Origin of the sequence: Brevibacillus sp. HB1.2, assembly GCF_013332495.1 — a bacterium.
GTDB lineage: Bacteria > Bacillota > Bacilli > Brevibacillales > Brevibacillaceae > Brevibacillus > Brevibacillus porteri.
On record NZ_JABMIU010000023.1, the window covers coordinates 14214 to 40068 of the forward strand.

The 25855-nt window shown below is 48.2% G+C and carries 23 protein-coding genes; 8 read left to right on the forward strand and 15 right to left on the reverse strand.

The features are described 5' to 3' along the window. Positions 1-3: 3 nt before the first annotated feature. The 4 genes from HPY28_RS28285 to HPY28_RS28300 form a co-directional block, all read right to left on the reverse strand. Positions 4-891, reverse strand: coding sequence for a carbohydrate ABC transporter permease (locus HPY28_RS28285; protein WP_174231859.1), 888 nt, complete (start codon positions 889-891; stop codon positions 4-6). Then, the gene (locus tag HPY28_RS28290) at positions 892-2046 is read right to left on the reverse strand and encodes an alkaline phosphatase family protein (RefSeq protein ID WP_174226525.1); all 1155 of its coding nucleotides are present in this window, start codon (positions 2044-2046) and stop codon (positions 892-894) included. After that, positions 2043-3131 (reverse strand): ABC transporter ATP-binding protein, encoded by a 1089-nt coding sequence (locus HPY28_RS28295; RefSeq protein WP_174231860.1) that lies wholly within the window; start codon positions 3129-3131, stop codon positions 2043-2045. The genes HPY28_RS28290 and HPY28_RS28295 overlap by 4 nt, the downstream gene beginning before the upstream one ends. Positions 3132-3425: 294 nt before the next feature. Next, on the reverse strand, positions 3426-4013 hold the full coding sequence (locus HPY28_RS28300; protein WP_017251857.1) for a TetR/AcrR family transcriptional regulator: 588 nt from the start codon (positions 4011-4013) through the stop codon (positions 3426-3428). A 134-nt stretch (positions 4014-4147) separates the two neighbouring features. On the opposite strand from HPY28_RS28300, the gene HPY28_RS28305 reads away from it, so the two are divergent. Continuing rightward, positions 4148-4711, forward strand: coding sequence for a YEATS domain-containing protein (locus HPY28_RS28305; protein WP_017251858.1), 564 nt, complete (start codon positions 4148-4150; stop codon positions 4709-4711). Between the two features lie 4 nt (positions 4712-4715). Here HPY28_RS28305 and HPY28_RS28310 read toward each other — a convergent pair whose 3' ends face one another. Then, positions 4716-5471 (reverse strand): DUF4241 domain-containing protein, encoded by a 756-nt coding sequence (locus HPY28_RS28310; RefSeq protein ID WP_173623811.1) that lies wholly within the window; start codon positions 5469-5471, stop codon positions 4716-4718. 180 nt (positions 5472-5651) lie between these two features. Between HPY28_RS28310 and HPY28_RS28315 the strand changes: the two genes are divergently transcribed. Next, the gene (locus tag HPY28_RS28315; protein ID WP_017251860.1) at positions 5652-6830 is read left to right on the forward strand and encodes an oxalate decarboxylase family bicupin; all 1179 of its coding nucleotides are present in this window, start codon (positions 5652-5654) and stop codon (positions 6828-6830) included. Between the two features lie 39 nt (positions 6831-6869). Here HPY28_RS28315 and HPY28_RS28320 read toward each other — a convergent pair whose 3' ends face one another. The 6 genes from HPY28_RS28320 to HPY28_RS28345 form a co-directional block, all read right to left on the reverse strand. Then, the gene (locus HPY28_RS28320; RefSeq protein WP_017251861.1) at positions 6870-7943 is read right to left on the reverse strand and encodes a glycerophosphodiester phosphodiesterase; all 1074 of its coding nucleotides are present in this window, start codon (positions 7941-7943) and stop codon (positions 6870-6872) included. A 198-nt stretch (positions 7944-8141) separates the two neighbouring features. Continuing rightward, a complete protein-coding gene (locus HPY28_RS28325; RefSeq protein WP_017251862.1) occupies positions 8142-9371 on the reverse strand; it encodes an MFS transporter in 1230 nt (409 codons plus the stop codon). A gap of 65 nt (positions 9372-9436) precedes the next feature. Beyond that, on the reverse strand, positions 9437-10036 hold the full coding sequence (locus tag HPY28_RS28330) for a TetR/AcrR family transcriptional regulator (RefSeq protein WP_069852916.1): 600 nt from the start codon (positions 10034-10036) through the stop codon (positions 9437-9439). Between the two features lie 159 nt (positions 10037-10195). Further along, positions 10196-11401 carry a chromate transporter gene (locus HPY28_RS28335; RefSeq protein ID WP_173623813.1) on the reverse strand — a complete coding sequence of 402 codons (1206 nt, stop codon included), beginning with the start codon at positions 11399-11401 and terminating at the stop codon, positions 10196-10198. A gap of 123 nt (positions 11402-11524) precedes the next feature. Beyond that, complete coding sequence (locus tag HPY28_RS28340) at positions 11525-13324, reverse strand: vWA domain-containing protein (protein WP_017251864.1); 1800 nt, start codon at positions 13322-13324, stop codon at positions 11525-11527. A gap of 3 nt (positions 13325-13327) precedes the next feature. Beyond that, positions 13328-14392, reverse strand: coding sequence for an AAA family ATPase (locus tag HPY28_RS28345; RefSeq protein WP_017251865.1), 1065 nt, complete (start codon positions 14390-14392; stop codon positions 13328-13330). A gap of 250 nt (positions 14393-14642) precedes the next feature. On the opposite strand from HPY28_RS28345, the gene HPY28_RS28350 reads away from it, so the two are divergent. Together HPY28_RS28350 and HPY28_RS28355 are read left to right on the forward strand one after the other, a co-directional pair. Continuing rightward, on the forward strand, positions 14643-15560 hold the full coding sequence (locus HPY28_RS28350) for an alpha-helical endospore appendage domain-containing protein (protein ID WP_174231861.1): 918 nt from the start codon (positions 14643-14645) through the stop codon (positions 15558-15560). A 158-nt stretch (positions 15561-15718) separates the two neighbouring features. After that, positions 15719-17266, forward strand: a complete 1548-nt coding sequence (locus HPY28_RS28355; RefSeq protein WP_174231862.1) for a vWA domain-containing protein — start codon at positions 15719-15721, stop codon at positions 17264-17266. A gap of 10 nt (positions 17267-17276) precedes the next feature. On the opposite strand, the gene HPY28_RS28360 is transcribed toward HPY28_RS28355, so the two are convergent. After that, the gene (locus HPY28_RS28360; RefSeq protein ID WP_106834979.1) at positions 17277-17894 is read right to left on the reverse strand and encodes a DedA family protein; all 618 of its coding nucleotides are present in this window, start codon (positions 17892-17894) and stop codon (positions 17277-17279) included. Positions 17895-18017: 123 nt separating this feature from the next. Between HPY28_RS28360 and HPY28_RS28365 the strand changes: the two genes are divergently transcribed. The 3 genes from HPY28_RS28365 to HPY28_RS28375 all read left to right on the forward strand — a co-directional run bounded on the left by HPY28_RS28365 (position 18018) and on the right by HPY28_RS28375 (position 21948). After that, a complete protein-coding gene (locus HPY28_RS28365; protein WP_174231863.1) occupies positions 18018-18869 on the forward strand; it encodes a helix-turn-helix domain-containing protein in 852 nt (283 codons plus the stop codon). 79 nt (positions 18870-18948) lie between these two features. Next, the gene (locus tag HPY28_RS28370) at positions 18949-20433 is read left to right on the forward strand and encodes an amidase (RefSeq protein ID WP_174231864.1); all 1485 of its coding nucleotides are present in this window, start codon (positions 18949-18951) and stop codon (positions 20431-20433) included. 93 nt (positions 20434-20526) lie between these two features. Further along, positions 20527-21948 carry a DUF1254 domain-containing protein gene (locus HPY28_RS28375; protein ID WP_174231865.1) on the forward strand — a complete coding sequence of 474 codons (1422 nt, stop codon included), beginning with the start codon at positions 20527-20529 and terminating at the stop codon, positions 21946-21948. A gap of 54 nt (positions 21949-22002) precedes the next feature. Here HPY28_RS28375 and HPY28_RS28380 read toward each other — a convergent pair whose 3' ends face one another. From HPY28_RS28380 to HPY28_RS28390, 3 genes are read right to left on the reverse strand one after another with little or no spacing between them, the layout of a single operon-like run. Next, complete coding sequence (locus tag HPY28_RS28380) at positions 22003-22929, reverse strand: glycine betaine ABC transporter substrate-binding protein (protein WP_173623926.1); 927 nt, start codon at positions 22927-22929, stop codon at positions 22003-22005. A gap of 17 nt (positions 22930-22946) precedes the next feature. Further along, positions 22947-23792 carry an ABC transporter permease gene (locus HPY28_RS28385; RefSeq protein ID WP_017251873.1) on the reverse strand — a complete coding sequence of 282 codons (846 nt, stop codon included), beginning with the start codon at positions 23790-23792 and terminating at the stop codon, positions 22947-22949. After that, positions 23789-25015 carry a quaternary amine ABC transporter ATP-binding protein gene (locus HPY28_RS28390; RefSeq protein WP_173623817.1) on the reverse strand — a complete coding sequence of 409 codons (1227 nt, stop codon included), beginning with the start codon at positions 25013-25015 and terminating at the stop codon, positions 23789-23791. Before HPY28_RS28390 ends, HPY28_RS28385 begins: the two co-directional genes overlap by 4 nt. A gap of 260 nt (positions 25016-25275) precedes the next feature. Here HPY28_RS28390 and HPY28_RS28395 point away from each other — a divergent pair, with 260 nt between their 5' ends. Next, complete coding sequence (locus HPY28_RS28395) at positions 25276-25824, forward strand: GbsR/MarR family transcriptional regulator (protein WP_017251876.1); 549 nt, start codon at positions 25276-25278, stop codon at positions 25822-25824. Positions 25825-25855: the final 31 nt, after the last annotated feature.

Consider the following 25855-nt stretch of genomic DNA (forward strand, 5'->3'; position numbering starts at 1 on the left):
ACCTCATTTGGTAAACAGTAGTTTGGACAAGAAGAAATTCAATGCGCTAATCAAGAGACACATACCTAAGAAAATCAACGCCAACGCTGAAGCTGGTCCGGTTTCAAAATATTCAAAAGCGAGTACGTAGAAGTAGTACAAGATGGTCGAAGTCGCTCCTGAAGGTCCACCCTGCGTCAAAATATAAATCTGATCATAGGCTTTGAGAGAATTCAGCGTAAAAAAGACGAACAAAAAAACAAGAATTGGTGAGATCGCAGGCAAGGTGATTCTGAATAATTTTCGTAATCCTCTCCCTCCATCCAAATCATTCGCTTTCTCCACTTCCGGGTCCAATTTCGCGAGAGCAGAGGAAAGTAGCAAGATCCCCAGCCCCATGTACTGCCAGATGGTGACGATAATGACGACAATCATCGCTGTCGTTTGTCCACCCAGCCACTTTACTGGCTCCATACCGAAACCTTTCAGGACATAATTGACAATCCCCGAATCGGTATCGAATATGCTGACCCATACCATGGACACGACCACAGTCGGCGTGATCCACGATGAAAAGGCACTCGCCACAAAGAAATGGCGAAGCTTCTGTATTTTGTTTAACCGGATTGCCACGAACAGCCCGAAAAGAATCGGCGGAACGACTGTAAAAAAGGTAAACACCAAGGTATTCAGCAGCACCTTCCCGAAGAAAGCATCGCTCATCAAGTTTTGGTAGTTTTCCAGCCCTATGTAGTTGTAGTCAGGTGAAATATAGTTCCAGTCGGTAAAACTGATTTGGAACGTTTTGATCATGGGGTAGATCCAAAAAATAACTAACGGAATCAGTGTCGGCAAAAGTAACCCAAGCGACCATGCGTTATCCTTGATCGTTTTGCTGATTGGTCTGCCCATTTACTCGTACTCCTTGAAGATGTCTTTGATCGGTTGCCCGTCACATGGATGAGCAATTCGGAACAACTGCGCCAGTGTGGGTGCAATGTTTTCGATGTTTGTTTCTTCAATTACTTTGCTTTTCGTAAATGCATCCCCTAAGCACAAGAGAAAACCATTCATTTCATCGACATTGGCGGGATGATACCCGTGCAGGCTTTTCATCTCCTTGTATTTCGGTTGTTCTGGAAACGCGATATCTTCGCCGCATACCGTATGCTTCAAATCGAGGATGCCGAATGGACTGCATGCTGAGGGAGTGTCCCCTGTCAGCTCATAAAAGCGATGCACTTCTGGCATCTGTTCAAAAAACGCCATGATTTCTTTGTTTTGCTGATAATCTAACGAGCTATAAAACAACAACGCCCCGCTGCCGTCCCCGACGAATTTGATTTGTTTGTTTCGAAAATGCTGCTTCCACTGGCTTTTGGCCAAAATCTCATTCGGGTAAAAAAACGAGTGAATATCACTTTGACCATGATCCGAGAAAATGATCAGGTTGAATGGTTTTTGTGTCTTTTTCAACGTTTGCTCGATTTGATCGAGATACGTAAGCAGCTCCTTAAGACACCGCATTGCCTCAGCCGAGTCTTTCCCATATTGGTGCGACAGCGCATCATAACCGACAAACCTTGCCGCGATAAAATCATAGGCTTCCGTTTTGATCGCCCGCATCGTTTCACGCAGTGCGACATGATCGATTTCCTCTACGGAAACCTTTGACTTCAGCTTTTTTTTGCTGCCCGATTCCGTAATCAAATGGTGAATATACGGATTTCCGGACGTCATGGGCCAATGAATGCAGCAGCTCGTCCCTGCCTGTCTCGCCAACGAATGAAAAATCGTCTGCTTATGAAGTGCTTCGTTGCAAAGAATCTCGTGGTCGCCATACAACGCCACTCTTTCCATCGTTTCCGGGCGAGCTACGATATTATCAAAGACACCATGCTTACCCGGGTGGCTCCCAGTCATCGCTGCCGCATGCGCGGTAAATGTGACCGAAGGAAAGGTCGTGATCAGTTTTTGGCAGAAGGAGTAACCATTTTCTATCCACTGCTGCGCGTAAGGTTCAAAGCTTTGATAGCTGATGCCGTCTAACGAGATGAGTACATTCATGGGCGGCACCTCAGATTCTTTTGCGTACGCTTGTCAAATACATGGACATGGTCAGCACTAATCCCTACGTTCACCTTTTGCCCTTTTGCATACGTCTGGGTAAAGCTTTTTTTCACGATGAAATTGCTCCCTTTATACGTCAGATGGACCAACACATCCGTTCCGATAATTTCCGTGAGCAGTACCTCCATGGCGAGTGCATCGTCACTGTTTTCGGTGAGAAAGCAATGCTCTGGTCTGACTCCCGCGACAATCTCAGGAGCTTCTTCCATCACGTTGAGCGGAAGATTGGTTTCCAGCAGCACCCCGTCTACCTCCACATAGACCCGGCCATCTCGCTGAATCAAACTCGCTTCCATATAATTGATGGGGGGTGAGCTGATGAAATTGGCAACGAACATATCCACTGGGCAATCGATGATTTCCATCGGCGTTCCGATTTGTCGGAACTTGCCTTCCGCCATAATCGCGATTCGATCCCCTAAGGTAACCGCCTCCACCTGATCATGTGTCACGTAAATGAACGTCGAATCCAAGCGCTCATGTAGTTTTTTGATCTCCATTCTCATTTCATTTCGCAGCTTGGCATCCAGATTAGACAACGGCTCGTCCATCAAGAAGACTTTTGGCTCCTTCACGATGGCCCGCCCGATGGCGACCCTCTGTTTTTGCCCACCAGACAATTGGCTGGGGAACCGTTTTAACAAATGATCAATTTGCAAAATATCCGCTGCTTCCTTGATGCGCTTCTCTCGCTCTGCTTTTTTGATCTTTTTTATTTTCAGTCCGTATGCCATGTTTTCGTATACGGTCATATGAGGATAAAGGGCATAGTTTTGAAACACCATCGCAACTCCCCGATCCTTTGGCTCCACTTCATTGACACAAACATCGCCAATGTACACATCGCCTTGGGTGATCTCTTCAATCCCGGCAATCATTCTGAGTAGCGTAGATTTTCCACATCCGGACGGTCCCAATAACACCAGGAACTCTTTGTCTTTGATTTCCAGACTGATATCGTCCAGGGTGTTTTTATCGTTGGTATATTGCTTGGACAATGACTTCAGCATAATACTCGACATATTGAAAACCCCTTCATCATTCAATCTTTATTGGACAATTGTTATTTTTTTCATATTCACACCAACAATCAAATTTTTGTTCAAAAATATTTGTACATTCATCGTAATCCAGCATTGTTAACTGCGTATCAAAGCCCATTGTGTTCTTTGTAAACCAACGCACATGACGAAAAAAAGCAATCAGATCAACCTTTCCTTGATCCGATTGCTTTTCTTTATGAGCGTATTTGTATGTGTTTCTTATCTTGTTTGAAGAATGGACCATCTTTTTCGTAAAAGAAGTGTAAAAGTCAGTTAATGAAACAAGGATGCAAGATGATGCTCTAGCACTTTCGTAATCCATTCCCCATTGACACGCTGCGGTTCAAGATAGGCATGCAGCGCCAGACCATCGATGACGGCATAGAGCTTTTCTGCTTCCATCTCTTTGTCCAGCTCTTTGCGTAATAGATTTAGTTGATCAGCAGAGTCCAACAGCTTGCGGACGGCGGCATAGATCCCGTCGTGCTGTGCATCAAAGCCTTCTTTCTTGTGTCGGAAGTACACGGTAAAAGCAAACCACACTTCCATTTCGACCATCTTTTCTTGATTCGTAGGGAGTAGCTCCAGAAAGATTTTGGTGATTCTCTCTTTTGGCGCCCATTTTTCATTGGCGGAGATTTCAGCAATTCGAGCTGTCGCCCTTTCTTTTACGAGCTGCATGGCATACATCAACAGTTCATCTTGTGTTGCAAAGTAATGTCGCAGAGCACCTAATGAAAGTCCTGCTTCTTTTGCTATGCCCCTTACCGTCGCTCCCTCCATTCCTTGCTCAACAATGACACGCCACGTTGCTTCTGCTATTTGTTCTCTTCTTTTCTCATGATCGATGATTTTTGGCATAGTTGTATTTTAACAAGATTTGCAAGGGACAAGCAACTTTGATAATACAATTGTATTATTTTAAGTTTGATGATAAACTTCATTTTATTAGCACAGTTGTATTATAAAAATTTCCGAAAAGGGGACCTATTCTAGTGAATTTTGTTGCATGGATGATTGTCGCATGCGAAATCGCATTTTGGGTGGTCATTGTACTTGGCCTTTTCACAAGGTACGTGCTCAAACAAAAAAAGGCCGGGCTCTTTCTTCTCGCCCTGACGCCTGTTGTTGATGTAGTTTTGCTCGTCGTTACGAGCGTGGATTTGTATCGTGGGGCTACCGCTACGATTCCTCATGCGCTGGCTGCCGTTTATATCGGGGTATCGCTTGCGTTTGGAAAAAGCATGATTCAATGGGCGGATGAAAAATTTCAGCAGTACGTCACCAAGCAAGGTACGGCGAAGCCCAAGTTATACGGCATGGAGTATGCCAAGCATTACGCCAACAGCTGGTTTAGACATCTCTTCTCCTATGTAATTGGGGCGGCTCTCTTAGCGGGAACCATCTACTTTATCGATGATGCGGAACGAACTGCTTCTTTATGGCATATTCTCCGGCTATGGACCGTTGTTCTGGGGATTGATCTGTTGATTACAGCCAGCTATTTTCTATTTCCCAAAAAAGATAAGCGAGATACTGCTTCTAAAAATGATTGGTGAGAGGCTAGCTTTCGTCTTCGCTGTCATCCTCACCAAATGCGAGTTCAATACAAATAAATTGAATAACCAGCTGGCATATCTGATCATGTTCATCCAACCCAAAATAGACAGGATAGGCTCCGTCTCCAAATCCAGTCTGAATCATCGGAACGGATAAATCGGTACCTGGTATCGTCCAGTTTATATAATCTCCAGCGCTTCTTTGGTATTTTGGATGGTCTTTGTAACTTTGTGCAAAAACACCAGCGAAATAATCGTCATAAATATTGCCGTCTGGATTGTCTTTTTTCCATCGATCATAAAATTCTAGATAAGCATCTCTTGTTTTGACATCTACCACAGTAGCAAGGCCTGCGTCCACATTAAACCCAAAATATTCGCCTTCTGCTAGATTTTCGAAATCCTCGTCTCCAATGAGGGCTTCCGTAAATTTTTGGGGAGTTTTATCTGTGAACTCCACCTTAGCAGCTGCATATCTGTAGTGGTCTTCTTCAACGGTTACCACACAAACAGTTAATGGAAAGGTTCCTGTAGGGACTTTTCGAAAATACGGAACACTATTTCTCTCCAGATACACAAGCGGATCACGAACGATGATGTCTCCAGTGGGAATCGTGATTTCCCCCAAAGAAAGCAAGTTAATTGGTTTCCCACTGATCTCCGTTGATGTGAAATAGGTGTGTAAATCAACTTGGGGCTCTAACATCTGTTTTTTATGTTCATATTTTGCTAGCCATTGATCGTTTGGAATCTTTTTCATCTTTATACACATCCTAAAATTGTCAAGTTGTCAATCACTCCTAAAATTATACAAAATCACCCATAGAAAAGGTAGAACGGCTTCGTTGTTTGCATAACGGGCAATCCGATGCATAGGCATGGTTAGTGGATGAAGTACGACAAAACCTATGCCTGTCCAAGGATGAAGGAGGTTGCCCGAATGAATCCGCCAGCCAAGGGGGATCAAATTCCCCAGCCGATGAGAAGTGACGGGACTGGATGGGTCGATCTCGGTCCACGGAATGTCATGCGTGATCGGCAAAATCCGAATATGCTAGTTCCTCCCGTCACAGATGCGGGCTTGCTGCCCAATCTGAAATTTTCCTTCTCAGATGCCTCGATGACATTAAATCATGGCGGCTGGTCCCGTGAAGTCACCATACGCGAGTTGCCAATCGCCACTACACTTGCGGGTGTAAACATGAGCCTGACGCCAGGCGGTGTGCGCGAGCTGCACTGGCATCAGCAGGCGGAGTGGGCCTACATGCTGCTCGGCCGTGCACGAATTACATCTGTTGACCAACGTGGACGGAATTTTATCGCAGATATCGGCAAAGGCGATCTCTGGTATTTCCCTCCCGGCATCCCCCACTCGATTCAGGGGCTTGAGGAAGGCTGCGAGTTTTTGCTCGTTTTCGACGATGGGCATTTTTCCGATCTGAATACGCTATCGATCTCCGATTGGTTTGCGCATACGCCAACCGATGTGCTATCCGCAAATTTCGGTGTACCAGAATCAGCCTTTGCCGACATTCCTGACAAGCAAGTGTACATTTATCAGAGCGAGGTTCCGGGTTCCATCGAAGCAGATCAAGTGGAATCTCCATACGGAACCGTCCCCCTCCCTTTTTCCCACCGTTTACTCGCCCAACGCCCCCTCATTACACCTGGTGGTAGTGTGCGCATCGTCGATTCCCGCAACTTCCCAATCTCCAAGACAATCGCGGCAGCACTCGTAGAGGTACGTCCCGGGGCCATGAGAGAGTTGCATTGGCATCCCAATAACGACGAGTGGCAATATTACATTTCAGGCCAAGCGCGGATGACGGTTTTTATCGGAAACGGAAACGCTCGAACGTTTGACTACCAAGCAGGTGATGTCGGTTACGTTCCTTTTGCGACTGGGCATTATATCCAAAATACCGGGACGGAAACAGTGTGGTTTTTGGAAATGTTCAAGAGCGACCGCTTTGTCGATGTGTCGCTGAATCAATGGATGGCGCTCACCCCACATGAACTCGTCGCTTCCAACTTGTGTGTAGGTCCTGAACTATTAGATGCTTTGCGCAAGGATAAATGGCCCGTTGTCAAATATCCTGGATATGGCTATGTTCCGTGAATACGAGAAAAGACCAGCCCGAATGGACTGGTCTTCTTTTTACTTCTCTTTTTTGGGAGTCTTGTAGCTCTTCGGTTGCTTCAGACCACGCTGCTCCATGACCTCACGCAGACGGTCCGGGTAATCTGTAATGATCCCGTCTACGCCATCGTTGATCAGCTTGTTCATCGTAGGTGCGTCATTGACCGTCCACGGAATCACCTTCATCCCGACCTTGTGCGCGTCCTCTACCATTTTCTTCGTGACATAGGGCACATAATTCTCGTCGGTGACTTTGCCGTTCTGTGGAGAGCCATGCACAGGGGAGATCGCGTCTGCACCGAACGAGTGGGCCGCCGCCACGAGGTCTCCTCCAAAGTCGTCAATGTCGATTCCGCCCAGCCACGGTGAAGCTCCTGGTTGACCTGGTTGCAGGAATTGCGCACCGTTCGTCAGTGCCACAATCGGCAAGCGCGGCTCAACCTCTTTCATGCGCATGAGCGCCCCCCAGTCAAAGCTTTGGATCGATACCCGATCAAGCATCCCGGCATCCCGGACTTCGCGAGCAACGATCTGTACGAAATCTTCACGCGGAGCGGTTTGTTCTGGCGCTCCCGCCTCTACCTTTGTCTCGATATTCATCCACACATGATTGGCCTTGTAGTCTTTAACGAGGTCAAATACATCGCTCAACAGCGGCATCTCGGCACCTGGGCTTGGGCGTTGCCCTGGGTATTGCGGCAATGTCTGTGTGCCACAGTCCAGCGTGCGTATTTGGTCGAGGGTCAGGTCCTTTATGTATTTGCCAACGTACGGATACTCAGGATCGCCAGCGAAAAGTGGGCCTGTATCCCGGCACTTGGCACCCGAAATCTTGCGGTCATGCGTAATCACTGCCTGCTTGTCCTCCGTGATTTGCACGTCGAGCTCGAGCGTGGTCACTCCTAATTCAAGGGCGTGGGAGAACGACGCCAACGTGGACTCTACCGTGAGTCCGAGTCCTCCGCGATGAGCTTGAAGATCGAACTCTTTGGGAGAAGTTTTTGACCAGTGCGGATTTCCGGCGGCAGAGGCGACTGGTGCTACACACATCATAAGGGCGGCAGTTGCTACCATCACTTTTTTCTTCATCATTTGCTTCACTCCTTACAGTATGTACTACCGTTCCCACTATAAATGAATGATGTAAATTTCCGTTTCTATCTCTATTAAGTAATCATGAAAGATTTATTTACGCGAACCCGAATAATGGAACAGCGGCGAACTAAGACCTGAACATAAAGTCTTAGACTCGCCGCTGTTTCATTTAATTATTGTACCCCATTTACCTCATCATCCATGAATGGATACTTGACTGGAAGCCGCATTGGCATCCTTCAGGTTGCGGTTTTTAACTCTTAGCGATAAGACGAAACAGATAAGCAAAACCATACATGCTAGCGCATACGGATAGTTGATATCCACATCGAATAAAAATCCAGCTACGATAGGACCTGCAATATTGCCAAGACTGGTAAAGGCCGAGTTAAGACCAGCAACATAGCCTTGTTGATCCTTTGCAAGCATCGACATTTGGGTACTGATGGCCGGTCGCAAAATATCGATTGCCAGAAATACGATAAAGGTAACGGCAAAAATCATCCAAAATCCGTGAACAAAAAGCGTCAGAACAATAAACAGACCAGCAAAGAGCAGACAGACTGAAATGACCCTTTTCTCGCCAAAGCGATTCATGATCCAGCTAAAAGCAGTAAGCTGGACCACTGCACCTGCGATTGACCCGAATGTAATGATAAAGGCGATATCTTTCGGCTCAAATCCAAACTTGTGGTCGACAAACAAGGAAAAGACCGTTTCAAAATTAGCCAGTCCGAAAGACATGACAAACACAATGATCAAACTGAAAAAATAAGGCTCTCGATAGGAGTACATTAACTGGGAAAGAAGACTGCTTCGTTGTTTTTCACTAGAATGAGAGTCAGATAATGAATCTTCCGTGGGTTTCGACTCCTTGAGGATTAACAACGTGATACATGCAGCAATCAGTCCCGCAATTCCTGCGGTATAAAAAGGTGCACGAATACCAAATTCAGCAATGTATCCTCCAATGCCTGGACCGATAATAAAACCAGTCGTAATGGCTGCCGTAATATACCCCATCCCGGCCGCTCGTTCTTCATTCGTTGTAATATCTGCTGAGTAAGCCATTACGGCCGGCATAATCAGAGCGGCACTGATGCCGCCTAACAACCTAGAAACAAACAGCAGGACTGGAGAATTCGCTATTCCGAACAGCCCTTCTGAGATAGCAAATACGACCAGGCCGATTACAATGATCTTTTTTCTTCCGAATGAATCGGCCCATCGCCCGGCAATTGGGGAAAAAAGTAGCTGCGTCAGCGAAAAAGCTGCCACTAACAAGCCGATAGTTCCCCCGGTAATTCCCAAACTCTCCATGTACTTTGGCATAATCGGTATAACAAGCCCGATCCCCGTAAAGACAAGGAAAATATTGAACATCAGAATCAGGAGGGCTCCCTGATTTTTTAATAATAAAGCCATTTACTATTCCTCCAATCCATCACCAAAACACTGAATATCTATTCTAGATAATCGCGTAAAAAAAGCTAGCGGGACGGTTTGACAATGCCAAATAAAAACACATCCATCGCTAACCGAAAAGTCGCCAGCGCTTCCTCTCGTTCCATTCGTCGCGAGTGTTGATTTAAACCAAACATCAGGCTGTCCAGGATAATGGCGACTCCGGTTACATTCGTCATTTCAAATTCGCCGTTATCGATCCCCTTTTGGAGCAACTGTTGATTAAAGTCAATATAGCCTTGGATCATTTCGTTGATACGATCCTCCACATCCGAAGGCTTCTCCGATATGTCAAAAAATTCATCAGCAGCCTTGGTCAACGGATGGTTCATAAAATCGGTCGCAAAATGTTCGGCTATTCCATACAATTTATCGATCGAGGTCGTGTAGAGCTGTTCCTTGGCCAGCCATTTCTCTTCCCATTCGCTGTTCCAAACTTCAATCAGATGTAAAAACAGCCCTTCCTTGCTCTTGAAATGATAATAAATGTTACCACCGCTGTATCCAGTAGCTTTCACAATATCTTCTATTGATGTGGCCTTGTAGCCTTTTTGCATAAATAAAATTCTGGATGCATCCGCTATCTTCTTCTTTGTCTGCTCCGTTTGCTGTTTCTTTTTATTCAATGCTCCTTCACCAACTTCCCATCCAGCAATACTGAACTTTCATTCAGTATTATAAGCGCTACAAACATACTTGGCAAACCTTCTTATGCGATAAGACAGAGCTATGAAGGGCATTTTGGTTTGGGTCAACATAGTGGAGGAGAAGAAAAAGACATCCGTCTAAGACAGCAACAGACCGTACAAAGCCCCGGTAACCACAACCAGCCATGGCGGCAGCTTCCAGTGCTCCAGCATGATAAACAAAATAGCCGCTACCGCAAAATCCAGCGGAGCAAGAATGGTACTCGTCCAAATCGGATCGTACAGGGCTGCCAGTAAAATCCCGACGACTGCAGCATTCACACCTACCAGCATTCCCTGGATTTTCGAATTTCTCCTCAAGGCATTCCAAAACGGCAATGCGCCGATGACGAGTAAAAAGGCTGGTAGAAAAATCGCAATCGTAGCCACTACTGCACCGACTCCGCCTGCAATCATGGCTCCCAAATAAGCGGCAAACGTAAACAATGGCCCCGGTACGGCTTGAGTAGCCCCGTAGCCGGTAAGAAAAGCTTCTTCCGTCATCCAACCTGTCGAGATCACCTCTCTCGCAAGCAAAGGCAATACAACGTGACCTCCACCAAAAACAAGTGAGCCCGCACGGAAAAAGCTCTCAAACAACGCGAGCAAGGAAAAGCCTGTACTCTCTCGTAGGATAGGCAGCACCAACAAAAGTCCGAAGAAAACGATCCAGCACGTAATGGCTAGTGCACGACTGATTGGCACACGAAATTCAGGAAGATCCGAAACTTTTTGCTGCCGGAAGATAAGCACCCCTGCTATTCCTGCTAGAACCATGACTGTGACCTGACTCCATGCAGAATGCCACAGCAGTGTGATGGTAGCAGCGATGATCGCAATCGTCACCCGTGTTCGATCCGGGGCAAGCTTTTGTCCCATCCCCCATACGGCATGAGCAACAATCGCGACAGCTACTAATTTAAGACCGTGAATCCAAGAAGCACTGCCACTGTCCACACCTTGTAAAGTGAACGTAAAGATCAGGAGCGCCAATACCGAAGGCAAAGTGAAGCCGATCCATGCAGCAACCCCTCCCCACAATCCGGCTCGCATGATTCCGATTCCGATCCCTACCTGGCTGCTTGCGGGACCAGGGAGAAACTGACAAAGCGCAACCAAATCCGCGTAGCTTTGCTCATCCATCCATTTTCTTCGGCGAATGTATTCGTTGTGAAAATAACCGAGATGCGCGATGGGACCGCCGAATGAAGTCAATCCCAGCTTGGTCGAAACGAGCAAAACTTCAAACACAGCTTCCCATCTACTTTTTTTGTGCCCGGTTTCTTCTAGGAGATTATTTTTCACTTAGCTGTACACCTCTCCGATTTCCGCTTCATCATACAAGCTATTTTATCGCTTTTCCCACCCTTTCATTGTAAAAAGATCATAAAGAAGGCCCCGCATCATCGATACGGAGCCTAAACCCTGCTATTCCATTCGAAATACCGGTCCTCTCGCCACGAACGGCAGGTTACTCCCCTTCGGCAGCATGATGGCATGACTACGAGTTACTTTGATCCGATCACATTCCCCATCGGTAATGATCAAAATCGGTCCGTCCTTTGGAAAATCGGTTGCTTTTTCCAGCATGTCAATGCCCGGCTGTAGGATCGTTCCCCCGCGTCCTTTGACTTTGACACGACCTGCAATGTCCTCGGGAGAAAGGTAGCCCGCATCATGCGCCTGCGCATCGCAAAAGACCACGCGTGCATACGGAACATCTCGTGCTTCACTGTAGCTCGCGATTGCCCCCAATGCTTTGCCGAGCAGCTTGGTATCCATCGAGCCGGATGTATCAATCACGACACCAAACGTGCGTGCCAGCTGATCCGTTTCCCGAAAGCTCCAGGCAGGACGGGCAATGTCAGGTGTAGAGGACTGTCTGCGGCTTGCCCTTGCATACGTGCGACTCTTTTCCAACGGAGGAAAATGCTCGTCAAACCAACGGGCAAGCTGAACATCCCACGGAATAGGCGGTTGCCCCAAGGCGCGAATCTCTTCTACCAAACCCGCAGGCAAAAGCCCTCGTCCTTTCTCCTGATGGTAGATCAAGCCTTGCGACATCGCATTGCGATAAAAATCATCCAGCGTCGTTCCCGGACCCTTTTCCCAAAAACGCGGATCGTCACCATCCAGAATATCACCCATGCCGATTCCACGTAAGGTGTAGAGCTTGCGATATGTGCGCATGTCCGTCACGATTCGATCGTAAATCGCCTCTGCCGAGAGTCCCTTCAAGTCTGGGTCGTACAGTCCGCCAATTTGCGGAAAACGTCCCACACCGAGTTCCATCAGCCATTGATTAATCACGTAATCGCAGCTGACATTCCAGTAATACGGGTCGCGTCCTTGGCATCGCTCATGGTGGCGAAGCCCTGCGTGCAAAAGCTCGTGTGCCATCACGAATTTGCATTCCTCTTCATCCAAGCCCGCCGCAGGATTGATGAAGATCTCGTTGGATGTGACATCAATGGCTGCCACCGAGATTTGCAGCCGTTGGCAGATCTGCGAATCCTCGATAATCGTGAAATGACTCGCTAAGGAAGCCAGCAATGGATAATGATTGATGAACCAACGTTTGGCCTTTTGTGCCTCAGACAGCTGGTTCTCTTCATTCCCAAGAGCATCGGAATAACCGCCCGCTACGCTGACAGCACTTTGCACCGCTTGCGCCAGCCCAATCCCCAAGAGCCGCTCCCACTTCACATCTCGATTGTAGGTGTACCGGACGTATTTATCTGAGAAAAGCATATCTGCCTGTTTTTCCCCGCCCGTTCCAAACAGCTTCAAATGCTCCGGCACCCCATGCTCCACGAACCAGTCATACAGCTCTTCTTCGCTCTTTCCCGATTTATCCAGCTCAAAGGCCATTTCAGCAGGAGGCTTCCCCAGCTTCATGTCTCTCAAAAAACGCGTAATAAAACAATCGCATGCGATGTTCCACAAAATCGGCTGCCCTTTTTCCACAAAATGTCCGAAGCCCAAATGCAGCAGTGCATGTGCGAGAACATAAATCCATTCCCCGACTTCCCCTCTGCGCTTCGGATGCGCGTACAAGCTGCCTTCCCGGGTCACGACTACCCAACCGTTATCTGGACAAATACTTCGCTCGGAACGAATAAAGTGCGCTCGCGAGGACAGTGGACCAAACATCGGGTGATGACTTAAAAAATGTACGGCCTGCTCGTAGTTTTGCGTCGACGGGTCGTTTTTAACTCCTCGGGCCATAGGCTATTTGCCCTTCCTATCCATGGCCAATCGCGGTAAATCACGAATGACCTCCACAACGAACCAGTCTGGCAATCCGTCGCCATCCTCGTGCCGCGCCACTATCATCTGTGCCATTTCCAGTGAAATGGAAGCGAGCTCCTTCAAGAGAGCTTTCGCTCGGTGCGCAAACCGTTTATGCTGCTCCCCAACAGAGGCTTTATCCGCTGGCAGTTCTTTTTTGATCTGCGAACGGAAAGAATCCGCCAGAAAATACAGGACGTCCCGATCCTCTGGAGCCGTCGGGAAAGAAGCCTCTCCCTCCAAAATACGGTTGAGCTGATATTTGCCTTGAATGTTCTTGTGAAAAGCCCGAAATTGAGCAGCATGCTGGGGCGTCAAGCAACCGTAGGCCAGTACCCCCACCATCTCTGTCGTCAAGTTCTCACCGAATTCATTCAGGGCATCAGATAGCATGTGCCAGGAACGCGGAGTAGAAAACGGTTCCTCGCTCTTCGGTGGCTGCGACCACAAATAGTCCGGGCGCACCTCTAAAAATTGCAGCACGTAGGAATGGATGCCGTTGCTGTAAGCCCACTTCATCCATTGTTCATACGAGACTAGCAATTGGACATGGAACATCCGGTTGATCAGAGCAGACGACATCGGTTTGACAATCGCGCTATCCTGCGCTCTGTTTCCTGCTCCAATCACAATGGACCCTTCTGGCAGATGATAATCCCCGATTCTCCGCTCATGAATCAGACTGTAAAACGCCTTTTGCACTTCTTGCGAGCATGCATTCAATTCGTCAAGAAACAAGCAGTACGGTTCTTCTCGCGCAATTTGCGCAGGTGGGCAAAATCTGCTTTTCCCATCTACAATCTGTGGGACACCAATAATATCCTCAGGTGCCAGCTGACTACCCAATAACGATACGCAAGGCAGGCCCACCTGCTCGGCAAACGCCTCGACGAGAGACGACTTGCCGATTCCCGGTGCGCCCCAAATAAATACGGGACGAGCTACCGCAACGTTTAGCAGCACATCCATCAGTTGATTTTGCGTGACTTGAATTCCTAGATTCATTTTATAACCTCTCTTGTTTGATTGATTTTTGCAGCAATCTACCTCTTTTCGTAATTGATTTCCATTGACTAGAGCGACCGTCACACCACAAATATTTCCTAATATTACAAGAAGATTGAATAAGGAGCAAGAAAGAAAGGCATCACATGGTAAACCGTACCTGAATAAAAACAATGAAACCGACCAATCCCCTTATGCAGCTTATCGGAATAGGATGAAAGGACGTGAAGAAAGAAGGAGGACGTTTCATTTGTCACAAGCAAATATCCCCAACATTACCCCGCTCATTACCATCACACAAAGCCAAGTCGCAAACTTGCTACTGGCATCTATCGCAATGGAAGAGCTAGGGTTAAGCCATATCATTAATGCAGAGGCGGAAAAGTTTCAATATGTCCTTGGTACGCTTCCAGGATTAACAGGTCCCCCTGCAACCATTAGTGATTTGCTGAACGTTAATGCTAGTGTAGTAAATACGCTCAGAGAGATAACAAAGAAAGAGATTCTGCTGTACAACAAGCTGAATTCCGTATTAACAGCATCGTTTATCGCTAGTCTCACAGGACCAACGGGAGCCACTGGAGTCACTGGTCTACCAGGAGCCACCGGAGCAGATGGAGGTGGAACAGGAACAACAGGGGCTACGGGGGCTACTGGCGCGACTGGGATAGGAATAACGGGGGCAACAGGAGTCGGCTTGACCGGGGCCACGGGGGTAACAGGCGCGACAGGAACTGTTTCCAGTGTTTTCGGCAACTTCTGGCTATCCTCCGCTATCGATATCTCGCCAAACACGATCGTCCCGCTGAATGTGTCGAATGCAGACAATTCACTCGGCTTTTTACTCGCTGGCGGGCAAGTGACCGTACCTACAAGCGGCATCTATCTCATCAGCTATCGTGTTACTACTGCACAAGCGAGTGAAGTGTCTTTCATTATCAGAAGGAATGGCGCTAATATTACAGCTTCTGCCGGAACTTCAAGCAGTGCGGATAGTGCAGGGGATGGAAATGCATTCGGCATGGTTACCTCTTTCACCCGATTAGTAGCAGGTGACATCGTAGACATATTCCGTACGGGAGGTATCGCAGACCAGTTTTTGCAAAGCTTCGCAGACGGAACGACGACGGTGACTGGCTTCCTCACTTTAGTGAAGATTGCCGACTAATCCAAACATAAATCATTTCGCCACTCGGAGCCGCAGCTACGACTCGATCCTGGCTGTCGTTGCGAGTGAAGCTCTTGCTGCGGACAAGCCTACTTCTCCTCCTTATGTAACATTCCTTTTTTTACCACGTCACATAGGCAAAGGGGGAATATCTAAAGATGAGAAAAATCGTGAAAGTAAGTGGCATCACCCTATTCGTCGCATCATTGATTGGGTGTAGTTCGAATGGTCAATTGGCGACTAGCGGTACGGGTGAGAGCCAGCAACCAGCACCTGCCCAGAAAAGCGAGAATAAAGAAACCCTAAGCTCAAGTCCACGCAGTAGTTCAAGCGCCTTGGCTGATTACGTCCTGGAAAAGACATCTGCCCCACCTGCAAACGATATGTACTTCAAAGACTATGGCGCCAATACTTTTGTCTCTACTGCAAAAGATCGCCTGTCTACCTTTGCCGCAGATGTGGATACCGGCTCCTACACGATCATGCGCAGTTTTGTTCAAGACGGTACTCTTCCTCCAGCAGAGGCTGTTCGGGTGGAAGAATTCATCAACTATTTTCCAGCAGCTTATCCGGCTCCCACCAATCAAACATTTGCCGTTCAAGTGGATGGCGGCCCCTCTCCTTTTCAGAAAGGCAACCAATTGGTTCGCGTAGGCATCAAAGGAAAGGAAATTGCAGCCGAAGACAGAAAGCCTGCAAACCTCGTCTTTGTCATTGACGTATCTGGCTCGATGAATAGGGAAAGCCGATTGGAGCTGGTAAAAAGAAGTCTGAATGTCCTCGTGGATGAGTTACAACCCACAGATTCTGTAGGAATCGTCGTCTATGGATCTGAAGGACGGGTTCTTTTGCCTCCTACCTCTACTGAAAACAAAAACGCGATATTATCTGCAATCGCTGAACTCCAACCCGAAGGCTCCACCAACGCGGAAGAAGGGCTCATGCTCGGCTATGAAATGGCGGCTAAATCCCTCAAGCGCGGCGCTATAAACAGGGTAATTCTTTGCTCCGACGGTGTGGCCAACGTAGGAGAAACAGGAGCCGAGGGCATTTTGCGTTCGATCGAGGACTATGCGCGAAAAGACATTTACTTGAGCACATTTGGCTTTGGCATGGGAAACTATAATGACGTCCTGATGGAGCAGCTTGCGAATAAAGGAGAAGGCAACTACGCCTACATTGATACGTTTTCCGAGGCGCGCCGCATTTTTACGGAATCATTGACGGGCACCCTCCAAACGATCGCTCGTGACGTAAAAATCCAGGTAGAATTCGACCCTAAGAAGGTAGACTCGTATCGCTTGATCGGCTATGAGAACCGCGATGTCCGCGACAAGGATTTTCGTAACGACAAGACAGACGCAGGTGAAATCGGTGCTGGGCACAGCGTGACCGCCCTTTACGAAGTCAAGCTTGCTTCCCCAGCAAAAACAGATCTAGGGACGGTACGGATTCGCTATCACAATATCGTTTCCCAAAAAGTAGAGGAAATTGCCGAGCCCGTACAAGTGCAAAGCGCGCTGTCACCTGAGCTGACTTTCCTGGCTTCCGTTGCCGAGTACGCGGAAATATTGCGGGATAGCCCCTTTTCCGAAAGAAGCTCGCTTCCCGACGTACTCAAGCTAGCCGAATCGACAGCCACCGGTGAGGAACAGCTGGAATTTGTCAGCTTGGTCCGCGATAGCATGTCTATTATCCGGAACTAACTCTTCTTCCTTATGTCCTGGTCCTGGTGCTGTTCCTGTACCTCATCCAAATATAAACCATCATTCCAATCGCCGAACCGATTAGCAAAAATGTGATGCCGTAATGACGTATATAGACGACGACTTTGAGCCACTCTTTCTCAAGCGCCTGTCCCAACAGTAAAAAAGTGACACTCCAAAGAAATGCGCCAGCGTAAGCAAAAATAGCGAATCGTCGAAACCCCATTGCGGAGACTCCTGCCAAATAGGCGGTAACATGACGAACGCCAGGCAAAAAATAGCCGATGAGCAACAGGTATGGACCGTACTTGGCAAACAGCTTTTGGGTTGACTCTATTTTTTTCGGCGTAATATGCATGTACGGTCCAACCTTCATAAGCAACGGCAGCCCCCACTTCCACGCGATCGCATAGCTGATCGAAATCCCTACTGCCGCTCCCAAAAAGGCGCTCAGCACCGTTAACGGCATGTGCAAAACACCGCGGGAAACCGCATAGCCAGCGTACGTCATCAGTACCTCATCGGGTATGGGGAGCCCCACAACACCAAGTGTGAGCGAAAAAAAGATGCCGACATATCCATATTTCATCAAAAAAAGATCCAGATGCTGCTCCACGGCTACCTCCAATAATGTTGTCCTACTTCATTGTATTCTCTCCCTATTCTTTGACATTCTGGCTTTTTTACAAAAAATCAGATCAGGGCATATGGTATCCTAAAAAAGATCTTATTTCCTTTTTCAGGTGACGTCATGAACTATATAGAACAAATAACATGTGCCCTCTCTTTTATCGAAAAGCAGATAACAGAAAAAGTCACACTCGATGAAGTGGCATCAGCCGCCGGATATTCCAAGTACCATTTTCAACGCTTGTTTTTTCACGTGACAGGAGAAACTGTCGGCCAGTACATTTCGAAGAGACGCTTAACCGAGGCTGCCAAAGCGCTGTCGCTCGAACAAAAGAGCGTGACGGAGGTCGCCTTTACATACGGCTTTGATTCTCACGAAGCCTTTACTCGTGCCTTTACCAAACGCTTTGGTCTGCCTCCTTCTGCTCTTCGTCGATCTGGAAAAATGCCGAGATACATGATGTTGGAGCGCATGGAGTTACCGTATTTGGAAAATATTCAGCGGCAGTCCATTGAGCCCATCTATGTCCCTGCCCACGAAGCACTGCATCTCGTAGGCTACTCTCAAGCTACTTGTTCGTTACATGATATCGTCCATTGCTGGAACCAATTTGGGCAGACCATCGGCGTGCAGCCAAATCAAAAGCGTTATGGTGTCTTACGCTACCCCGATGCTTTTGGACTGGAGCTGAGCTTTTCTTATTTTGCTGCCATGCAAACTCCGGAGCATGATGGCACAGACGGACTGGAATCACTCACACTGCCTGCATCTAGTTATCTAGTGTTCCCTCACAAAGGACCGGTGCAAAATATCAAGCTGACGTATCAATACATTTACGGGAGCTGGATGACACACGCATCCGACCAGTTTTATGCCCGCTACGATTTTGAATACTACGATCACCACTTTCTCGGATATGACCATCCTGATTCGCTTTGCTTCATTTATATACCCGTTCTGACCAGGGAATAGTCGGTAGCGGTTCGCATTTTCGATCAAGTTTTCCTCGTTTTCCTGTCGTACGCTGTACGTGTGAAAAGGAGTGAATCGAATGAAAGAACTGATCGATTTGACAGCAACGGAGATGGGCACTTGGATTCGCGAGCGTAAAATAAGCGCCGAGGAAGCTACCCGACATATCTTTAAACGAATCGACTTCCTCAATGGCAAAGTGAACGCTATCGTCGCTTCTGACGAAAAGTCTGCGATCGAAGCCGCCAAACAAACAGACAAAGAAATAGGGGAAGGTATCTATCGCGGACCTCTTCACGGGGTACCCATCACAATCAAAGATTCTTTTGCCACAGCAGGACTCGCCACTACTTCTGGCTTCACACCTCTCAAAGGCTATATTCCACAACACGACGCGGCAGTCGTCCGCAGACTGAAGCAGGCAGGAGCCATCATCCTGGGCAAAACGAATGTCCCTCCTCTTCTGATGGACATGCAAACAGACAATGATATTTACGGTCGGACGAATAATCCATGGAATCTGGAGAGAACAACAGGCGGTAGCAGCGGAGGATCGGCAGCCGCAGTTGCTGCCGGGCTTTCCTATTTGGATATTGGCAGTGACATTGGCGGTTCGTTGCGTGTTCCGGCTCATTTCTGTGGCGTCTTTAGCTTGAAGCCGACAGAAGGAGCCGTTCCGGCAGCAGGACACATGCCAGGATTTGAAGGAATGTCTGATTATACCTCGTCTCGTCATCTGGCCTGTTATGGCCCTGTAGCCCGTTCGATCGAAGACCTGGAAGTGGCGTTTTCCATCATTAGTGGTGGAAACGGCAACGCTGGCTTGCCTCATGGACCACAAGTCTTGCCCCCTCCCCTCAAGGAGCAGCCCCTGCACATTCGCTGGATGGAAGAGCTGCCCGGCTACCCAACGAGTCGAGCCATTCGCGATCAGTTGCGTCGCTTCGTCAAAATGTTAGAGCAACAAGGCATGCGCGTAGAACAAGTGACGGCACCACCTTTGGATGTACGCAAGACTTGGGAAACATGGGGGAAAATGATCGACGCGGAGTTAAACTCTACGACACCTTCGATTCTTCGCGGTTTGGCTCATCTCATGACGATGCCGATTTATCGCCAAATTCCCTCCGCTACTATGCTCATCCCACTGACGTTCAAAAACTACATGCGTGTCTTAACCATTCGGGAGCAGCTCATTCGCAGCTTTGAGCAATTCATAGCTGACTGCGACTTGTTCTTGTGTCCGGTTAGCTGCACGACAGCTTTTCCCCATATGGCAAAATCGAGAGTGTGGGGTTACAAGCCTCTTTACACCAAACCACTGTACGTAGACGAGAACCCGCAAAACTACTGGGCCGCTACGACTTTTTATACGAGTCTGTTTAATGTCACCGGAAGCCCTGTCGTGACGATGCCGATCGGTTTTGATGAGCAAGGTCTTCCTATTGGTATACAGTGTGTGGGCAAGCGATGGCGTGATAGGGAATTGCTACAGGGAGCGTCGAAATTGTATGCGACCTGCCCAGAGTGGCGGGCGCCTGAAATTTCTGTGGAGCCGCATTGAGAATAAATATTCCAGCCCAACTTGCATAAAGCCCCTTTCCTATGAAGATAACTACCAGTGCGAACCCCATTTCTGGTAATGAGGAGGGGCTTTATGCTTCCATTATTGAAAAAGCGCCTGATACTGATCGTTTCCCTGCTTTGCCTGACGCTTTACCTGTCTGGCCTGTCATTTGCAAAAGAGACCACAACCGCTCCATCTGTCCAACAGTCACCTCTCTTTCAAACGAAGTCATTTCTTCAATCGCAGGAGAGACTCGCCTACTCGCTCGGCATACAAGCATACATCTACGGCTATCCATTAGTGATGTCCGCCAAAACGATGGAAGCCATGGTCAAAAATCGGTCGCCGATTAACCAGTTTTACTATGCGGACACACTCGCTTCCCCAGCTTATCGGGATATCGTGACGCCAAACTCCGATACATTGTATATGAGCGCATGGCTGGATTTGTCAGAGACGCCCGTCCGATTGACTGTCCCCGCCAATCCGCAAAACCGCTACTATACCGTGCAAATGCTGGATGCCTACACGAATACGTTTCGCAATGTCTCCAATCGTTCTACCAAACAGCAGGCCGGACAATATATCATTGCAAGCCCACAATGGAAAGGGCCTACCCCTGCCCATATACCTGTGATCTACGCCCCTACGAATACCGTCTGGCTCATTGGCCGTGTCGAGGTAAAGGGTGAAGCTGATTTACCGCAAGCTGTCTCGTTTGAAAAACAAATCGCGATTGCCCCTGTCCACCCAAAATTGCAAACGGCACATATTCCCGAAGCGCTTCCCCCTGATGTGTTGTCATCCCTTTCCTTTTTTCACGTCATGACGAAATGGATCCAGAGCAATCCTCCGCCCGAATGTGATCGCGTCTTGCTCGATCAATTCACACAAGCCGGGATCGATGTCCAAAAAGGCTTTGATCCTTCCACGCTCGGTCCAGCCAAACTTGCGGGTCTACAGCGTGCCCTACAGGATGCTCCGTCCATCGTGCAAAATGGCTTTCCCGGCTACGCCACCTTCCGTAATGGATGGGGCTTCTTTTCCCCCATCGGCACATATGGAAACCAGTTTCTCGCCCGTTCCTTTATCGCCTATTCCGGTATTGGAGCCAATGTGCCGAGCGAGGAAGCCTATTATCGTGCATTGACAGATGGAACAGGAAAACCTCTTACAGGAGTCAAAAGCTATAGGCTGCATTTTACAAAGGAACAGCTTCCCAAGACGTCTGCATTCTGGTCGATCAATGTCTATGACAACCAACTGTTTTTAGCCAAAACAGCGGCCGATCGCGCATCCGTTCGCAGCAATACAGGAACGCTTGCGTACAATCCGGATGGCTCCCTCGATCTGTATTTGCAACAGCAACCGCCCAAAGGCAAGGAAGGCAACTGGCTCCCGCTCCCTGAAGGCGAGTTCAATCTCGTTTTGCGGGTATTTGCACCGGAGCCTGCAACGCTGGGCAAACAGCACGCTTGGCCCGCTGTCATGGAAAGCAATCCACTCCCATAACACAACGAAAAAGGCACCGCCCCATCGTGAGCGGTGCCTTCTGTATTAAGTCTGTTACTTCTTCAAATCTTCAATGGAGTTGATCTCCATGTAAGCTGGAACGGCCAATCCGAGCTTGGTTCCTTGCAGGTTCGGACCGAGGTCCTCCACGTCTTTCCCCAGCTTTTCCATGTAGTCTGCGTGCGTGGTTGGCAGCCACGCTGCTACCATCCCATCCACATCGCCGTTCGATACACCGACCCACATTGGGCCAGCTTCTACTTGGCTCAGCTCTACTTTATATTTCAGCTTTTGCTCTAATACAGTCTTCACCACATTCGTGCTGGCGATCTCAGAATCCCACGCGACGTAGGCGAGCGTCAATTTTTTGCCTTCAGCAGGCTGAATGCCTTCTACCCACTTGTTGACGGTAGCTTCATTGTTTTTCACCCATTCGGCTGCTGCCTCTTCCGGCTTTTTGCCGCTCTCGATATCGAGCATCACTTTTTCCATGTCCGCAGGTGTCCACGAAAACTTGTCAAGGAATGCATATGCGCTTGGGTGCTCCTCCTTCAGTCCTTTGCGCACGATGGTATGAATCTGTTCATCCTTACCGAAAGTGCCTTTCGGGTCTTCGAGGTATTTCATCTCAAACTTGGAGAACATCCAGTGAGGTGTCCAGCCAGTCACGATAATCGGCTTTTTGTCTTTGTAGGCTTGTGTCAGAGCTGCCGTCATCGCTGCACTGGAGCCCTCCACCAGTTCCCAATCTTTCAGATCGTAGTCTTTCATGGCTTTTTCCGTTGCTTTCATCAGACCAGCGCCAGGATCGATTCCGATAATTTTATGATCCACTTGTGCTCCAACGCTATTTGGTGCAGACGTACCCGTGTTACCCTCGGCAGGCTGATTTCCCTGCGGTGTTCCCGCGTTTGAACATCCTGCCATCACCATACTGAGTCCGAGTGCGACTGCCAGCCCTTTCAAGGCGCCTTTTTTCATTTTCATGAAAACCCCTCCTACGCGTTTTTTCTCTTTCCAACACTTTGCGTGAGACGATCCAGTAGAATCGCTAAAATAACGATGGCCAGCCCCGCCTCAAAACCTTCACCGATCTTGATCTGTGTTACAGCACGATACACGTCCGCCCCCAAACCTTTCGCCCCAATCATGGAGGCAATCACGACCATGGACAGTGCAAGCATAATGCTCTGGTTAATCCCTGCCATCATTGTCGTCTTGGCAATCGGCAGCTGTACCTTCGTCAGTTTTTGCCAGTAGGTAGAACCGAACGCTTCAGAAGCCTCGATCAGATCGGCAGGAACTTGACGAATTCCCAGGTTGGTCAGACGGATCGTCGGTGGCATCGCAAAAATGACAGAAGCGATAACCCCCGGTACTTTACCGAGTCCGAAGAAAAAGATAGCGGGAATCAAGTACACAAACGCCGGCATCGTCTGCATGAAATCAAGCAGCGGTGTAACGACCTTTTGCACCGAATCATTCTTTGCGCACCAGACACCGACCGGAATCCCGATAATCACCGAGATCAACCCTGCCGTCAATACCAGTGCAAGTGTTTCCATTGAATGCTCCCAATAACCCAGATTCTGAATCAGAAGAAGTCCAATGAAGGTAAAAAGAGCAATTGCCACTTTGCCAGCACGATACGCCAGCAGCGTAAACAAAATGATTAAGGCCCAAAACGGGATTCCTGTTAGAATCCACGAAAACAAGTCAACGGTTCCACCGATTCCAGCTGATATGAAGTCGAACAAGAAACCCAAATTCTCTTCCAGTCCATCCACAATCGTTTCTACCCAACTGTCGAGCGGCAGCTTCGGAAAAAGTTGGTTTTGACTCATGATGGATTCACCTGCCCCTCTTCATTCGTTGGCTCTGGAACTTGTTGATTAACTTTTCCTGCCAACCCACCCAAGACGGCTCCTTTAACGATCACGCCGAGGAGACGGTTTTGTCCTCCTATAACCGCCACAGGAATATCCGAAAACGCAACAAGGTCAAACATCTCATTGAGAAGCGTCTGCGGTCCGACAGTCGGTACCTCGGTTCGCAGCACGGATTCCAGCGACTGTCCTGCTTCTTTAGCTCCGTTTACTGCGTCTGCCGTCAGCACACCCAGCAATGTTTTTCGTTTATCCACCACGTACAGACTGGATACGCCGCGGTCTCGCATCAGTTGCAATGCGACGCGAGGTCCTTTGTCCAGTGTGATCGTTTCCGCACGCTTCATGACATTTTCAGCGGATAACACCTTGGAACGATCCACATCCTCTACAAATCGCTCTACGTATTCATTTGCCGGATTGGTCATGATTTCTTCCGGCGAGCCGATCTGCACGATCGCACCGTCTTTCATCAGCGCGATTCGATCCCCGATCTTCAATGCTTCGTCCAGATCATGCGTAATGAAAATAATGGTCTTCTGCATGGTGCTTTGCAGTTCCAACAGTTCATCCTGCATGTCCTTGCGAATCAACGGGTCCAAGGCACTGAAGGCCTCATCCATCAACAGCACATCGGGTTCATTCGCGAGTGCCCGAGCCAGCCCCACACGTTGCTGCATCCCGCCACTCAACTGATCCGGGTAGCTTGCTTCCCAACCACCGAGTCCGACGAGTTCGAGTGACTTTTTCGCTTTGGCCTCTCTCTCAGCTTTTGGCATCCCTTGAATCTCCAGACCGTACTCCGCATTTTCAAGCACCGTCCTGTGAGGGAACAAGGCAAACTTTTGAAATACCATACCCAGCTTCTTTCTTCTTACTTCCTGTAACTGCTCCGTGTTCATACTGACGATATCCGTACCGTCAATCAGGATTCTGCCTTCTGTTGGCTCAATCAACCGGTTCAACAATCGAACCAAGGTCGACTTCCCGCTTCCCGAAAGCCCCATGATGACGAATATCTCGCCTGCATGCACCTCAAAACTCGCTTGATTCACCCCAAGGGTAAGACCCGTTTCCTTCAAGATTTCTTGCTTGGTCTTCCCCTGCTTCACCTGGGACAATGCGCGTTGGGGTTGGCGTCCAAAGATTTTGGTCAAATTCTCTACTTTGATCTTGGGCATATGGTCACCTCCAACTTTTACGCCCGGCATCCGGACTGTTCTTTACCCTTACAATTGTAACCAGCCATTTTTTTTACCTCAAACTGGATGAGGCAGGATAATCGGGCATTTTCAGCGTTCAGAAAAAACTTTACGTACTTTACTTCCTGTATTCTCAGTTTATCACGTATATACTGTACAATATCTCCATTTACTTTTTGCTTTTGGAGACGTACAATTCTAGTCAGGTTACTATGACTAGAGGAGCTGCTTTTTTCAAAATGGATACCAATCAAGAAAAAATCCTCGAAAAAGCTCAGGAACGCGTGATTGAAACGCTAGCTCGCAACATGGATCTGTATGGAATTACCATGTCAACGGGACTGCTGTATGGCACGTTGCTCTTTCAGGACAAGTCAATGACACTCGATGAGATGGGCGAAGCACTGGGCATGAGCAAAACCAGCATGAGTACTGGCGTCCGCACATTGATGGACTTAAATATGGTAGAAAAGATATGGAAAAAAGGGACACGGAAGGATCATTACGAGGTCAATCTGGATTGGTACCAGAACTTCATCGACCTCTTTTCCGTGAAGTGGCGACACGCCTGTGAACATAATGTACACGCCTTGAAAAAGTCGCTCCTTGAGCTTCGCGCTCTCCAGCAATCAGAAGAGCTTACGGAAGAAGTTAAGGAACAAGTTGACCTTAGTATCAAGCGCATTGAAAATGGGTTGGAGTATTATCTGTGGCTGTCCCGTTTGATCGACTCCTTCGAATCACATGATATCTTTCAGTTTGTACCGAAAAAGGAAAATGAATCATAAGAAGTTCGCAATCGAAAAAGACTTGTTCCTT

What these genes read in the sequence shown, in the direction of transcription:
- HPY28_RS28310 (WP_173623811.1), bottom strand. Translation starts at nt 5,471, where the DNA reads ATGAAAAAGATTCCAAACGATCAATGGCTAGCAAAATATGAACATAAA.
- HPY28_RS28300 (WP_017251857.1), bottom strand. Translation starts at nt 4,013, where the DNA reads ATGCCAAAAATCATCGATCATGAGAAAAGAAGAGAACAAATAGCAGAA.
- HPY28_RS28365 (WP_174231863.1), top strand. Translation starts at nt 18,018, where the DNA reads ATGAACTATATAGAACAAATAACATGTGCCCTCTCTTTTATCGAAAAG.
- HPY28_RS28325 (WP_017251862.1), bottom strand. Translation starts at nt 9,371, where the DNA reads ATGGCTTTATTATTAAAAAATCAGGGAGCCCTCCTGATTCTGATGTTC.
- HPY28_RS28395 (WP_017251876.1), top strand. Translation starts at nt 25,276, where the DNA reads ATGGATACCAATCAAGAAAAAATCCTCGAAAAAGCTCAGGAACGCGTG.
- HPY28_RS28315 (WP_017251860.1), top strand. Translation starts at nt 5,652, where the DNA reads ATGAATCCGCCAGCCAAGGGGGATCAAATTCCCCAGCCGATGAGAAGT.
- HPY28_RS28340 (WP_017251864.1), bottom strand. Translation starts at nt 13,324, where the DNA reads ATGGCCCGAGGAGTTAAAAACGACCCGTCGACGCAAAACTACGAGCAG.
- HPY28_RS28380 (WP_173623926.1), bottom strand. Translation starts at nt 22,929, where the DNA reads ATGAAAAAAGGCGCCTTGAAAGGGCTGGCAGTCGCACTCGGACTCAGT.
- HPY28_RS28295 (WP_174231860.1), bottom strand. Translation starts at nt 3,131, where the DNA reads ATGTCGAGTATTATGCTGAAGTCATTGTCCAAGCAATATACCAACGAT.
- HPY28_RS28320 (WP_017251861.1), bottom strand. Translation starts at nt 7,943, where the DNA reads ATGATGAAGAAAAAAGTGATGGTAGCAACTGCCGCCCTTATGATGTGT.
- HPY28_RS28285 (WP_174231859.1), bottom strand. Translation starts at nt 891, where the DNA reads ATGGGCAGACCAATCAGCAAAACGATCAAGGATAACGCATGGTCGCTT.
- HPY28_RS28370 (WP_174231864.1), top strand. Translation starts at nt 18,949, where the DNA reads ATGAAAGAACTGATCGATTTGACAGCAACGGAGATGGGCACTTGGATT.
- HPY28_RS28345 (WP_017251865.1), bottom strand. Translation starts at nt 14,392, where the DNA reads ATGAATCTAGGAATTCAAGTCACGCAAAATCAACTGATGGATGTGCTG.
- HPY28_RS28390 (WP_173623817.1), bottom strand. Translation starts at nt 25,015, where the DNA reads ATGCCCAAGATCAAAGTAGAGAATTTGACCAAAATCTTTGGACGCCAA.
- HPY28_RS28375 (WP_174231865.1), top strand. Translation starts at nt 20,527, where the DNA reads ATGCTTCCATTATTGAAAAAGCGCCTGATACTGATCGTTTCCCTGCTT.
- HPY28_RS28290 (WP_174226525.1), bottom strand. Translation starts at nt 2,046, where the DNA reads ATGAATGTACTCATCTCGTTAGACGGCATCAGCTATCAAAGCTTTGAA.
- HPY28_RS28355 (WP_174231862.1), top strand. Translation starts at nt 15,719, where the DNA reads ATGAGAAAAATCGTGAAAGTAAGTGGCATCACCCTATTCGTCGCATCA.
- HPY28_RS28385 (WP_017251873.1), bottom strand. Translation starts at nt 23,792, where the DNA reads ATGAGTCAAAACCAACTTTTTCCGAAGCTGCCGCTCGACAGTTGGGTA.